Below are 12,255 nucleotides of genomic sequence, written 5' to 3'. Positions count from 1 at the left end.
TCAAAGAATGTCTCAACCAAACCACTAATCACCTCAACTAATAAACGTTAAATTTCAATTTTATTGCTGCTAAAGATAATTAATTACGGCGATCGAGCCCCCACATCAGCTTATTTCGCAGGGTAGTGAAAAAGGAATAATCGGGAAGTTTAATCACATTAATACTAAAATCGGCTTTCTTAATTTTGAGATGTACTGAATCTTCAAAAACCTGACTTCGTGAATCAAGAGCAGCCAAAAATTTTGTATCCCTACCCTCGACCTTTAAGGTAATTTCTACATTATTAGGAACCACCATTGGGCGAACGGTTAAGTTATGCGGTGCGATGGGTGTAATCACAAAATTATCGGCATCCGGATGTATAATTGGCCCTCCGACACTTAACGAATACGCTGTTGAACCCGTAGAGGTAGCAATAATCAAACCATCGGCCCAATAAGAATTTACAAACTCATCATTTATATAGGTATGAATGGTAATCATCGATGAACTGTCTCTTTTCACAATAGACAATTCATTCAAAGCATATGGATTATCTTTAAAAAGTTGATTGTCGGTTTGTAGGGTTAATAAATCAAGCTGATGAACCTTATACTTGCCGTTTAATACATCCTGTATAGTACATTCCATTTCGTTTTGAGACACATCTGCCAAAAAACCAAGTCTCCCACTGTTGATTCCTACAATGGGCACACCCGAATCCCGCACAAAACTCACAGCTTCTAGAAAAGTACCATCTCCTCCAATACTAAAAACCTGATCAACAGCCGGTAATCCGGAAGAACCATCAAAAAACCCAACAACATCAGGTTTCATGTTCACCTCGGTCAACAAGAATTCATAAAATGGTTTATATATAAACAATTCAACATCGTTACTTCTCAAAACCTCAAAAAGCCGAATGCATGAATCGTAAAAGGACTTATTGAATTTTTTACCAAAAACAGCGATTTTCATCTGTTCAATTTATAGTTTCATAATTAGGATAAATATACCGAAGATATTAATAGCAGCATTTCATCCTTCCTGATTTTGCATTCTTACAAGACCAGAATTTATACAAAGGTAAGTAAAGCTTAAATATCAAGGTTAAAGTGTACGAAAAAACCATCATATCCTAACTTATTAATCGAATAGTTAAAACTGAACACTTTATCGTAGAAGGTTACAAAATCAATCCCCAGGCCATATCCGTACTGCCAGCTATTAACCATATTATTGGTTGGATCCGGATTTTTCTGCCAGGCATAACCAGTATCAAAAAAGGCCTTTACATAAAATGCATAATGAATTTTGGCAAACTGCGTTAAAGGCATAAAACCAATTGTTTTAACCTTGGGCTCCATCAAAGTAAATAATATCTTGTTCTGAACCATAGCATTTCTCACGCCATCCAACACGTACAATTCATAACCATTCATAAAGCTTTTGTACCCTAATCCCTGAAACAAAGCATAAGGTAAATGATCACTGGTTCCTACTCTTCCTTCCGCAACTCCACCCCAATGCCATCTTCTACCCAATTGCGCATATTGCTGAAATTGCAAATGGAGATTAAGATCGTTAAGTTCATCCGTTAAGATACCCAAACCATTTTTTGTTAGACTTAAATTCAGACTTGTCCCACCTAATGGATATACTTTCGAATCTCTTTTATCAAATCTGTATTGATAAGATATGCTCAGGTAATCCATTTTTGAATCACCTGGCGTAAGATAATTGGGGTTTATCTGAGTTACTGAATCTGACACATCAAATCCTTCATAAGTCAATTCAAGTCTGTGACGTTGATAAAGATCGCTTCTTAAACTGTAGTTGACAGCAGATTTATAATAAAACTGAGACATTTCATTATTGACCATCACGAACATCGGTCGATTATCGATGGTTGCAAATGGAACTTTTGTAAATGCTTTGGCATTGACCTCTGCTCCCCAGCCGGATTTTCGTTTATATTCGGGAGAGTCGAAACGCAAAGAGACCTGAGTTGAAAAACCAATTTTGACCCGAAATTTTAATAATTCTTTTCTACCCCTGAAGTTATCGCGTTTGAGATAGATTCCATAATTCATTCGGGACCAATCACCACTCTCGAGAAACGAACTTAAATTTCTATCAGTATGCTCAAATATTGGAAACACCCACCAATACCAGCGCTCATCAACTTTGATATGAAAAACTACACTTTCATCCAATTGTTTACTATAGGTAATGGTAACAAAATTAAAGAGAGAAGTATTTAAAAGATTGTCGCGACTGCGGGTTATTAGCTGACCTATTTGATTAATCCATAAGGTATCGCCTGTTTCAAACTCTAACTCATTCAGAATAACACGTGACTTGGTGACCTTGTTACCTGAAATAATAATTTGCTTAACAAGGACACTGTCGATTAATTCTGTTCTTCCGTCATTCGTTTCAAGCTTCCGCCCATAAGCTTCAAATGAACACGTTGCCAGCATTACCAGCCATAATAACACGACTATTTTCTGACCACTTTCATTTTTCTGCATACACCGCTATTAATTTCACATACTCAGATATTTCATAAGTGAGTCATAATTTCTTTTTACTGTTTCGTCATAAGAATCATTCCCTACATATGTAGTTTTAACTGAATATCCATACCGATCAAATGCTGTAAGCACTGATTCCAAATCGGTACGATTTAATTTTATTGCTATCGAATACCTGTCACCCTCATCCATTTGACTTACATAAAGACTTAATATTTTGGCATCAGCATCTTCCACAATCCTTGCAATCTCTGATAAAGAATAATCTCTCAACTGAAGTTCCAATTCAACTATTCCTCCAGGCGTATGAGCTGCTATCAAATCAGCAAATTTTTGGAGTAACTGACTTTGAGTTATCAATCCCAGGTATTCCTTATTTCCATCCAGAACAGGCACAACTGTAAGCTGTAATCTCGAAGCCAGTTCAATCACATCATAAATATGCTGATATGCAAACACATAAGGCTTGTCGTAAGATAAAGGATGATTTCCGAGAGGCTCATCGGCTTTATTGAGGTCGTATATGTCAACATCAGAAATCAGCCCAAGAAATGATTTATTATTTACAATGGGTAGATGTGATACTCTGAACACTTCCATCCAGTTGATTGCATCCAATCCTGTATCTGAAGTTTTAAGAGCAGGAACCACATCTGATATTAATTCTTTTGCCAACATAGGATACTTTTAGAAATACTTTATAATTTTGCCATACAATTAAAACCCTATTAATGAATGGTTGTTTGTTTATTTAAAAATACTTTCAATGTATTAAACAATCAACACGCACCATAGTTTATTAAGTTTTTTTAACCACCACAAAGTGTGTATTCATCAATTATTCAGAAATGACAAAGCTGAGTGTTAATATTAATAAGATCGCTACAATCAGAAATTCACGTGGCGGCAACATGCCTAATGTATTAAAAGCTGCTGTAGACGTACAGCAATTCGGGGCAGAAGGAGTAACGGTTCATCCACGCCCTGACGAGCGTCACATTAGATATCAGGATGTTCTGGATATTCGTCCGGTTATTACAACTGAATTTAATATCGAAGGTTATCCTTCTAAAGAATTTATTGATTTAGTATTAAAGGTAAAACCTCATCAGGTTACATTAGTACCTGATCCACCTGAGGCTTTGACATCAAATGCAGGATGGGACACGATTAATAACCTTTCATTTCTACAGGATGTGATAGGCCGATTCAGTGAAGCTGGTGTGCGTACTTCCATTTTTATTGATACTGACCTTGAAAATATAAGCAACGCTGTAAAAACGGGTACTGACCGCATTGAGTTATATACTGAACCTTATGCAACAAATTATCCAAAAAATAAAGAAGCTGCCATAGAACCATTTGTTGAAGCTGCTAACCTGGCTAACAAAATAGGATTAAAGATCAATGCCGGCCATGATTTAAGTCTAGAAAATCTTAAATATTTCAACGAGAAAATACCTTTCCTTAAGGAAGTTTCCATTGGTCATGCCTTAATTTGTGATGCTTTATACTATGGACTGGAAAGAACAATTCATATGTATAATGAGTTATTGATAAAATAAGATTTTTCAATGAAACTCTTTTTCAGAGAATACGGATCAAAGGGCCCCAAACTAATCATTCTTCATGGTTTGTATGGGGCTTCCGACAATTGGGTGAGCATTGCCCGACAATTGCAGAACGATTACCATGTATACCTGGTTGATCAAAGAAATCATGGTCAATCGCCACATGCTTCAGAAATGAATTACGAAGTAATGGCTGAAGATTTGCTGGAGTTTTTTCAGGGTCAGAAAATTGAGAAAGCTCATTTAGCCGGTCATTCAATGGGTGGAAAAACAGTTATGAGGTTCGCCCTTATTCATTCTGAGCTGATAGACAAACTGGTTGTACTTGATATTGCTCCCAAATCTTACGCTTCATTCAGCAATTATGCCGAAGTAACCAATAACCATTCTCTAATAATTGAATCGCTTTTAAGTCTTGATTATAAAAACGCTCAAAGCCGTACTGATATTGACAAACAGTTAGCTCAAAAGTTACCATCAAAAACACTTAGACAGTTTTTACTAAAAAATATCGACCGGACTAAAGAAGGAAATTACGAGTGGCGATTAAACCTGCCAGTGCTTAAAGAAAACCTTGAAAATATTATGGATGGCTTTTCTTCTCTCGATGCGGAATCGCATCAGGTTAATATTCCAACCATTGTTATCAGAGGAGAAAAATCAGGATATGTAATGGATGAAGACACACTCATCATCCATAAATATTTTAAGAAGGCTGAGATCGTTACCATCCCTGATGCTGGCCATTGGCTACATGCAGAGCAACCCGAACTTCTGGTTAAAACATTGGCTTATTTCCTTTTGGATTAAAGCGCAAGTTCTACAGCTGAGGATTCAATTAATGGTTCACCTTTAAATCGCAGAAACAATTGTGCTGTTGCTAAAACATCTTTTTCACAATATCGTGCAATACGTTCGATGTCCTTTTCTTCGTAAAACACCTTTGCTACCTGACTTCCATCAATATCATCCTTTGGCGAAGGAATATCAAAAATGGTGGTTAAGAGATTGAGGGAGGTATAATGTTTGTAATCACCAAATTTCCATAAATCAAGCGTATCTAAAAACCTTACTTCCCAAGGCTTCTTACCGGCTACATCCAGTATTTCAGGTAATTTAACGCCATGTATAAGCATCCGGCGTGCAATAAACGGAAAATCAAATTCCTTCGCATTATGCCCACAAATGTTTTTACCCGGCTTTGATGTAAAATGCTCAAGTGTTTGTTTGAAATCAGTCAATAACAGTTTTTCATCTTCTCCGGCAAAAGACTTTAACCTGAAGATTCGCTGACCATCACGATGAGCCAAAACGCCTATTGAAATACAAACTATCTTTCCAAACTCGGCATAAATCCCTGCCCGTCCATAAACTTCGGCAGGTGTCTCTTCTTCTTTTCTGAAAAAAGCAGATTTTTTATCCCATAGCTCCTGCAAGGCAGGTTTCACCATATCAAATGAAGGCTGATCAGGTACTGTTTCTATATCCAGAAACAAAATATCCTCGACTCGTACATGATCAAGCATAAGCAGTAGGTTTAGTTAAAACAAGATAAATTACGCTCAATAAAGTTAGTTAAAATATCAATTGCAATATGATTATTTCCACCCTGAGGCACAATTAAATCGGCATATCGTTTAGTAGGCTCAATAAACTGCAGGTGCATCGGTTTCACAGTATCTCCATAGCGCTGTAAAACTTTATCAACGGTTCTGCCCCTTTCTTCGATATCTCTCTGAATCACTCTCGACAAACGATCATCTGCTTCTGCATCAACAAAAACCTTCAGATCCATCAACTCTCTTAATCGCTCATTACCCAATATCAGTATTCCTTCAACGATTACAACATCGCGTGGCTGAACTGTAATGGTTTCTTCAGATCGAGTACAGGTCAAATAAGAATAAATAGGTTGCTCAATACAATTGCCCTCCTTCAATTGAGCCAAATGATCGTAAAGTAATTCGAATTCAATGGCATCCGGATGATCAAAATTAATTTTCTGACGCTCTTCAAGAGGAATATGCTTATTGTCTTTATAATATGAATCCTGCGGCAAAACTGCCACCTCATCCTTCGGCAAACGCTCAATGATTTTGCGTACCACAGTCGTTTTACCAGATCCTGTACCTCCGGCAATACCAATTATCAGCATTTTTATATTTTTGCTATGAGTTAGTTATGACAACAAAATTACTAAAAATAATGACTATGATTAAGCACATTGTTTTGTTTCAGCTAAAAGCATTTGAAAGTGAAGACACTAAAGATGCCAAACTCAGCGAAATAAAATCTGAATTATTGGGACTAAAGGAGAAAGTAAGTGTATTAAAATCAATTGAAGTTGGATTGAACACTAATCCTGCTGAGCAATACGACATTGCACTGACAACTACCTTTAACAACATGGAAGATTTGGAAATATACGCCAAACACCCAGATCATCTTGCAGTTGGAAAGATTATCCGTGAAGTATTAGAAGCAAGAGCTTGTGTTGATTATGAGTTCTAAAATAAAAAAGCGCGTGATGTTCTCACGCGCTTTTTTTGTCTAGTATAATCAATTTTAAATACTATCGGAATAATAGGCTTTGGGTAATGTTCGCAAATTATACTGATTTGCCATTACCTCTCCATAAGCACCGGCCGAACGCAGGGCTATCAAATCACCTCGTTTTGTTTTAGGTAACAAAACAGCTTTCCCAAAGCAATCACTTGACTCACAAATTGGTCCAACCACATCATATTTTTCTTCCTCATCAGCAGAGGTAAGGTTTTCAATTTTGTGATAGGCCTGATACAAAGCAGGACGTATCAAATCACTCATTCCGGCATCCACTATGGCAAAGTTGGTTTGAACCCCTTCTTTGATATACAACACTTTTGTAAGCAACGATGCACTTTGCCCAACCAATGATCGTCCTAACTCAAAATGAAGTTCCTGACCCGGCATTAGTTCAAGTAAGTCGTTAAATAATGCAAAGTAACTTTCAAAATCAGGTATTGATTGCTCATCCGGCTGTTCGTAACTGATTCCCAGGCCTCCACCAACATTCACTACTTTAGGCATTATCTGACGGGACACAAACCACTTTTGTAATTCATTTACGCGTATACACAAATCACGAAACGAATGTAAATCTGTTATCTGCGATCCGATATGAAAATGAATACCCTCCAGTTCAACATTCTTAAGTACTGAAAGCACATCTACGACCTTCTCTAAATCCCACTGGTTGATGCCAAACTTATTTTCGTTTAGTCCGGTTGTAATATAATGATGCGTATTAGCATTTACATTAGGATTGATTCGTAAGGCAACTTTTGCTACTTTCCCTTTCTTCCCTGCCAATTCATCAATTATTTCAAGCTCAGGAATCGATTCAACATTAAAACAGGCAATGTTATTGTCCAATCCTAAATTGATTTCCCAATCTGATTTTCCAACCCCTGCAAATACAATTCCATCTGAAGGGAAACCACAATCGATGGCTTTCTGCACTTCATGTCCACTCACACAATCAGCTCCAAATCCCTTACTCTCAATAGCCTGCAAAATACGATCATTGGCATTTGCTTTTACTGCATAATGGACTTTAAATCCATACTTTCCAGCCTCGGATGCAACAGCATCCAAAGTGGCATTCAGCAACTCCATATCATAAAAATAAAATGGAGTATTTATATTCGTCAGGGTCTCAACCGGAAAATTAAATTTCATTTTTCCTCTTAGTTAAATAATTTATCACTCAACAAGTTTAATGCTTTCTTTTTGTCGTCAGCATTAATCAATATCGACACATTATAGTTGCTGCCTCCGTATGAAATCATTCGAATAGGCACTTCTTTCAATGCATCAAAAATTTTGTTGGCATAGCCTTTATTCTCAGCTACCAGGTCACCCACAACACAAACAATAACCTGATTGGTATCTACATCTACCGTACCATATTTCTTGAGATCATCCACAATCTCATTCAAATGTTTGTCATTATCGATGGTAACCGAAACTCCTACTTCAGAAGTTGTAATCATATCAATTGGAGTTTTATAACTCTCAAATATCTCAAATACTTTGCGAAGGAAACCATATGCAAGTAGCATTCGTCCCGACTTGATCTTGATAGCCGTAATACCATCTTTGGCAGCAATGGCAGCCATACGGTGTTTACGTTGGTTCGAAGAGATCATTGTCCCTTTAGCCTGAGGTTCCATAGTATTCAGTAAGCGAACCGGAATATTCGCCAGTTTGGCTGGCAAAACACTGGTAGGATGCAAAATCTTAGCGCCGAAATAAGCCAACTCAGCAGCTTCATCAAAAGAAAGTTCCTCAATGGATTTAGTTTTTTCGACATAACGGGGATCGTTGTTATGCATTCCATCAATATCGGTCCAAATCTGTATTTCTTCAGCCTGACATGCCGCACCAATCAACGATGCTGAATAATCACTTCCTCCTCTTTGCAGATTATCGATCTCTCCAAACGCATTTCTACAAATATATCCTTGCGTAATAAAAATCTGAGCATCGCTATTTTGATCCAATAATGTAGCCAGATTCTCCTTGATGTAAGTTGTATCAGGTTCATTATTTTTATCGATTCTCATATACTCAAGGGCTGGCAACAAAACAGAGTTTTCACCATTTTCCTGAAGATAATAATGAAACATTGCCGTAGAGATTAACTCTCCCTGAGCTAATATGGTTTTTTCTTCAAAAACGGTAAACATATCAATGGTGAACGATTTGATATAATCGAAATGTGATTTTATCAGTTCGGTTCCTTTTTGCTTAAATTCATCTGTTGAATACAAAGCATCTACTTCGTTGTAATACTTTTGCTCCAATTGATTAATAAGCTCGTTGGCACCATCGTGGTTCTTTTTATAAAGGTAATTGGCTATTTCGACCAAATTATTTGTGGTACCCGACATTGCAGACAAAACCACAATTTTTCTGTGTTCATCAGAGATAAGGTCAGCAACCTCTTTCATACGTTGCGCAGAGCCTACTGAAGTTCCACCAAATTTTAGTACTCTCATTGTTTTGCTATCTTAAAATTTTCGCTTCTAGTTAAATAAGCAGTACAAAACTACAATAAATAGATGTAAAATCTCTTTTTCGTTTGTTAATATTTTCACATTAATTGAATATATTAACTCATTTCAAATATATTTAACTAAATACACACAACAAAACTTTCAAGCGAATAAATCCTAACAATCAAAAAATCCGGTTACAACGAACCGGATTTTACTATATTAAGAATAATTCAGCTTATAAATGCACCTCAATTAAGCGGGCTTTACCATTTGGTGTAATACTAATCTCTTTTAAATCGGCAGGAACCAGAACTGTTTCACCCAATGCAATGGTTTCTTTCTGATTATCATTAAAGATGATTTCAGCAGAACCTTCAACACACATATAGATCAAGAATGAATCCAGACCGTAGAAATCCTTTTTAACGGTTTGATCCAATTCCAAAACATTGGTAATAAAGTAATCGCTTTTTACAACCTCGTTTACTTTGTTTGGCTCAACCGTATATTTTGTTTTAGGCTCGGGAACATAAGTATAATCGATTGCATCAACAGCCTGTTCGGTATGCAACTCTCGTGTATTACCCTGATCATCTTTACGATTAAAATCGTAAATCCGATAAGTCACATCTGATGTTTGCTGAATTTCGGCTAACAAAATTCCTTTACCAATTGCATGAACCCGACCTGCAGGAATGAAAAACACGTCCCCTGGTGCCACATCATGTGCTGCCATTATCGATTCAACTTCGTTGGCTTCCACCTTGGCTAGATATTCATCCTTATCCAACTCCTTACTGAATCCTGAAACCAACTGAGCCCCTTTATCAGCCTGCATAACATACCACATCTCAGTCTTCCCAAATGAATTATGGCGTTGCTTTGCCAATTCATCATCAGGGTGCACCTGAATACTTAGTACATCGTTGGCATCAATAAATTTGATTAATAACGGAAACTCATTACCAAATTGCTGGTAAATCTTATCTCCAACCAAATCGCCCATGTAAATTTCGATAATTTCGGAAAGCGAATTACCGGCTAAAAATCCATTTGACACAACAGAAACGTTTCCGGGTACACCGGAAATCTCCCAACTCTCACCCGCATTTGGAAGCGGAGAAATCTCTTTATTCAACAATAATTCAAGTTTATGACCTCCCCAAATCTTATCTTTAAGAATAGGTTGAAACTTGAGTGGATACAATTTACTCATCGCTTAAATTCATTTTGCACAAAAATAGGCTTCTTTACTTTTATAAACTAAAAAACTAAAGATCAATGTCAGCATAATACAACACTTTGTCAGCATAATATTATCAACCCATAAGATGGATTGATTTTAAAATTAAATAACTAGCTGTACCTTTGCCCAAAATTACCTGAGAATGGAAGTAGTAAAAGCCGAGTTTTTAAAAAGTAGTTCCACCGTTAAACAATGCCCCAAGGCTGATCGCCCTGAGTATGCCTTTATTGGTCGGTCTAATGTTGGTAAATCCTCTTTAATAAACAAGCTGTGTAATCGCAAAGCGATGGCCAAAACCTCTTCTACCCCCGGAAAGACACAATTAATCAATCACTTTACCATTAACAGCGATCAATGGTATCTGGTTGATCTTCCGGGGTACGGATATGCAAAAGTCTCTAAGAAGCTTCGATCAGGCTTCAGTAAAATAATCCTTGATTACATCGGAAATCGTGAAAACATGATGTGCTTGTTTGTTTTGATTGACTCTCGTATTCCCATGCAGAAGGTAGATCTTGAATTTATGAATCTGATGGTTGAAAATGGAATACCTATTTCAATCGTCTTCACAAAAACGGATAAACTCAACAAAGGACAGTATACCGAAAACATGAAAGCCTATGAAAAAGGCCTTCTTGAGCACTGGGAAGAATTACCTCCCATCTTTTATTCATCGGCCGTTAATGGAGAAGGAACCAATGAAATACTCTCATTTATAGAAGATATCAACAGTAAATGGTAAATGGGTTTATTCCGGCCGAAAGGAAATTCAAAAGTATTAAGTTTTTTTATGGCCATGTTCATGTTAAGAAATTATGAAATTCTTACCTTTGCGGCACAATGCAACAATCATTCAATTAATCTGATAAACATCTTATTTAATGCCACCGAAAGCTCCAATTAAGATATTCTCAGGAACAAGTACGAGATATCTGGCAGAAAAGATTAGCCTTAGTTCGGGTCGTGAACTGGGGAGTCACAATTGCTTACGATTTAGTGACGGCGAATTCGCCACAGCCTACGAAGAAACAGTTCGCGGATCTCACGTATTCCTGATTCAATCAACATTTCCACCAGCTGATAATTTAATGGAATTGTTAATGTTGGTTGACGCAGCCAAACGAGCTTCGGCATATAAAATTGTGGCTGTTATGCCCTATTTTGGTTATGCCCGTCAGGACAGAAAAGATCAGCCCCGTGTTTCTATTGGTGCTAAATTGGTTGCAGATATGCTGAGTACTGCAGGTGTTGACCGTGTGATTACAATGGATTTACATGCTGATCAGATCCAGGGATTTTTTGATATCCCTGTAGATCATTTGTATGCTTCATCTATTTTTGTTCCACACATCAAACATATGAACCTGGAGAACCTGGTTATTGCTTCTCCTGATGTAGGTGGTACCAAAAGAGCCAATACCTATGCCAAGTTTCTGGAAACACCTATGGTAATCTGTCATAAATCACGTTCTAAAGCCAATGTGGTTGATGAGATGAGAATCATTGGTGATGTTACTGATAAAAACGTTATCATCGTGGATGATATGATTGATACAGCCGGTACAATGACCAAGGCTGCAGATATGATGATGGAAGCTGGAGCAAGAAGTGTTCGTGCATTTACCACGCATGCTGTTCTTTCTGGTCCTGCCTATGATCGTATTGAAAATTCATCATTAACAGAACTTATTGTAACTGACTCTATTCCTTTGAAAAAGTCAAGTCCAAAGATTAAAGTTCTTTCGGTAGCACAACTTTTTGCCGATACAATTGAAAAAGTATATAATTATCAGTCTATAAGTAATCAATTCTTGCTATAAAGTATTATCTTTGCAGCCGCTTATAGCGAGCGTGTGATGGGAAATTAAGCCGACACGTT

At 37.1% G+C, this 12,255-nt stretch carries 13 protein-coding genes; 5 read left to right on the top strand and 8 right to left on the bottom strand.

Annotated elements, in window-relative coordinates; all coding sequences use genetic code 11:
• Window positions 1-79: 79 nt before the first annotated feature.
• The 3 genes from ACRD62_RS05210 to ACRD62_RS05200 form a co-directional block, all read right to left on the bottom strand.
• Window positions 80-958: an NAD kinase gene (locus ACRD62_RS05210; RefSeq protein WP_430819073.1), complete on the bottom strand. Its 879-nt coding sequence runs from the start codon at window positions 956-958 to the stop codon at window positions 80-82.
• 119 nt (window positions 959-1,077) lie between these two features.
• Window positions 1,078-2,514, bottom strand: a complete 1,437-nt coding sequence (locus ACRD62_RS05205; RefSeq protein ID WP_430819072.1) for a BamA/TamA family outer membrane protein — start codon at window positions 2,512-2,514, stop codon at window positions 1,078-1,080.
• Window positions 2,515-2,529: 15 nt separating this feature from the next.
• Window positions 2,530-3,195 (bottom strand): CBS domain-containing protein, encoded by a 666-nt coding sequence (locus tag ACRD62_RS05200; RefSeq protein WP_430819071.1) that lies wholly within the window; start codon window positions 3,193-3,195, stop codon window positions 2,530-2,532.
• A gap of 170 nt (window positions 3,196-3,365) precedes the next feature.
• Between ACRD62_RS05200 and ACRD62_RS05195 the strand changes: the two genes are divergently transcribed.
• Window positions 3,366-4,082, top strand: coding sequence for a pyridoxine 5'-phosphate synthase (locus ACRD62_RS05195; protein ID WP_430819070.1), 717 nt, complete (start codon window positions 3,366-3,368; stop codon window positions 4,080-4,082).
• A 9-nt stretch (window positions 4,083-4,091) separates the two neighbouring features.
• The gene (locus ACRD62_RS05190) at window positions 4,092-4,898 is read left to right on the top strand and encodes an alpha/beta fold hydrolase (RefSeq protein ID WP_430819069.1); all 807 of its coding nucleotides are present in this window, start codon (window positions 4,092-4,094) and stop codon (window positions 4,896-4,898) included.
• Here ACRD62_RS05190 and ACRD62_RS05185 read toward each other — a convergent pair.
• Window positions 4,895-5,614, bottom strand: coding sequence for a 3'-5' exonuclease (locus ACRD62_RS05185; protein ID WP_430819068.1), 720 nt, complete (start codon window positions 5,612-5,614; stop codon window positions 4,895-4,897). The genes ACRD62_RS05190 and ACRD62_RS05185 overlap by 4 nt on opposite strands.
• An 11-nt stretch (window positions 5,615-5,625) precedes the next feature.
• Window positions 5,626-6,243: a uridine kinase gene (udk, locus tag ACRD62_RS05180; protein ID WP_430819067.1), complete on the bottom strand. Its 618-nt coding sequence runs from the start codon at window positions 6,241-6,243 to the stop codon at window positions 5,626-5,628.
• Between the two features lie 56 nt (window positions 6,244-6,299).
• Between udk and ACRD62_RS05175 the strand changes: the two genes are divergently transcribed.
• Window positions 6,300-6,599 carry a Dabb family protein gene (locus tag ACRD62_RS05175; RefSeq protein ID WP_430819065.1) on the top strand — a complete coding sequence of 100 codons (300 nt, stop codon included), beginning with the start codon at window positions 6,300-6,302 and terminating at the stop codon, window positions 6,597-6,599.
• A gap of 54 nt (window positions 6,600-6,653) precedes the next feature.
• On the opposite strand, the gene lysA is transcribed toward ACRD62_RS05175, so the two are convergent.
• The 3 genes from lysA to ACRD62_RS05160 all read right to left on the bottom strand — a co-directional run bounded on the left by lysA (window position 6,654) and on the right by ACRD62_RS05160 (window position 10,346).
• Window positions 6,654-7,808, bottom strand: a complete 1,155-nt coding sequence (gene lysA / locus ACRD62_RS05170; RefSeq protein WP_430819064.1) for a diaminopimelate decarboxylase — start codon at window positions 7,806-7,808, stop codon at window positions 6,654-6,656.
• Window positions 7,809-7,816: 8 nt separating this feature from the next.
• Window positions 7,817-9,130, bottom strand: coding sequence for an aspartate kinase (locus ACRD62_RS05165; RefSeq protein WP_430819063.1), 1,314 nt, complete (start codon window positions 9,128-9,130; stop codon window positions 7,817-7,819).
• 235 nt (window positions 9,131-9,365) lie between these two features.
• Window positions 9,366-10,346, bottom strand: coding sequence for a type I phosphomannose isomerase catalytic subunit (locus ACRD62_RS05160; protein ID WP_430819062.1), 981 nt, complete (start codon window positions 10,344-10,346; stop codon window positions 9,366-9,368).
• 172 nt (window positions 10,347-10,518) lie between these two features.
• Between ACRD62_RS05160 and yihA the strand changes: the two genes are divergently transcribed.
• Entirely contained in the window at window positions 10,519-11,118 is a 600-nt protein-coding gene (gene yihA, locus ACRD62_RS05155; RefSeq protein WP_430819061.1) for a ribosome biogenesis GTP-binding protein YihA/YsxC, read from the top strand.
• Window positions 11,119-11,257: 139 nt separating this feature from the next.
• Entirely contained in the window at window positions 11,258-12,196 is a 939-nt protein-coding gene (locus ACRD62_RS05150) for a ribose-phosphate pyrophosphokinase (protein ID WP_321407681.1), read from the top strand.
• Window positions 12,197-12,255 lie beyond the last annotated feature (59 nt).

The organism is Carboxylicivirga caseinilyticus (assembly GCF_050589785.1).
Lineage (GTDB): Bacteria > Bacteroidota > Bacteroidia > Bacteroidales > Marinilabiliaceae > Carboxylicivirga > Carboxylicivirga caseinilyticus.
The sequence above is the reverse complement of the archived record's forward strand: the minus strand, read 5'-3'. Positions and strand labels throughout refer to the sequence as shown.

Bases quoted from the DNA above. Each gene is read 5' to 3' on its own strand.
- ACRD62_RS05210 (WP_430819073.1), bottom strand. From the start codon at position 958: ATGAAAATCGCTGTTTTTGGTAAAAAATTCAATAAGTCCTTTTACGAT.
- ACRD62_RS05205 (WP_430819072.1), bottom strand. From the start codon at position 2,514: ATGCAGAAAAATGAAAGTGGTCAGAAAATAGTCGTGTTATTATGGCTG.
- ACRD62_RS05200 (WP_430819071.1), bottom strand. From the start codon at position 3,195: ATGTTGGCAAAAGAATTAATATCAGATGTGGTTCCTGCTCTTAAAACT.
- ACRD62_RS05195 (WP_430819070.1), top strand. From the start codon at position 3,366: ATGACAAAGCTGAGTGTTAATATTAATAAGATCGCTACAATCAGAAAT.
- ACRD62_RS05190 (WP_430819069.1), top strand. From the start codon at position 4,092: ATGAAACTCTTTTTCAGAGAATACGGATCAAAGGGCCCCAAACTAATC.
- ACRD62_RS05185 (WP_430819068.1), bottom strand. From the start codon at position 5,614: ATGCTTGATCATGTACGAGTCGAGGATATTTTGTTTCTGGATATAGAA.
- udk (WP_430819067.1), bottom strand. From the start codon at position 6,243: ATGCTGATAATTGGTATTGCCGGAGGTACAGGATCTGGTAAAACGACT.
- ACRD62_RS05175 (WP_430819065.1), top strand. From the start codon at position 6,300: ATGATTAAGCACATTGTTTTGTTTCAGCTAAAAGCATTTGAAAGTGAA.
- lysA (WP_430819064.1), bottom strand. From the start codon at position 7,808: ATGAAATTTAATTTTCCGGTTGAGACCCTGACGAATATAAATACTCCA.
- ACRD62_RS05165 (WP_430819063.1), bottom strand. From the start codon at position 9,130: ATGAGAGTACTAAAATTTGGTGGAACTTCAGTAGGCTCTGCGCAACGT.
- ACRD62_RS05160 (WP_430819062.1), bottom strand. From the start codon at position 10,346: ATGAGTAAATTGTATCCACTCAAGTTTCAACCTATTCTTAAAGATAAG.
- yihA (WP_430819061.1), top strand. From the start codon at position 10,519: ATGGAAGTAGTAAAAGCCGAGTTTTTAAAAAGTAGTTCCACCGTTAAA.
- ACRD62_RS05150 (WP_321407681.1), top strand. From the start codon at position 11,258: ATGCCACCGAAAGCTCCAATTAAGATATTCTCAGGAACAAGTACGAGA.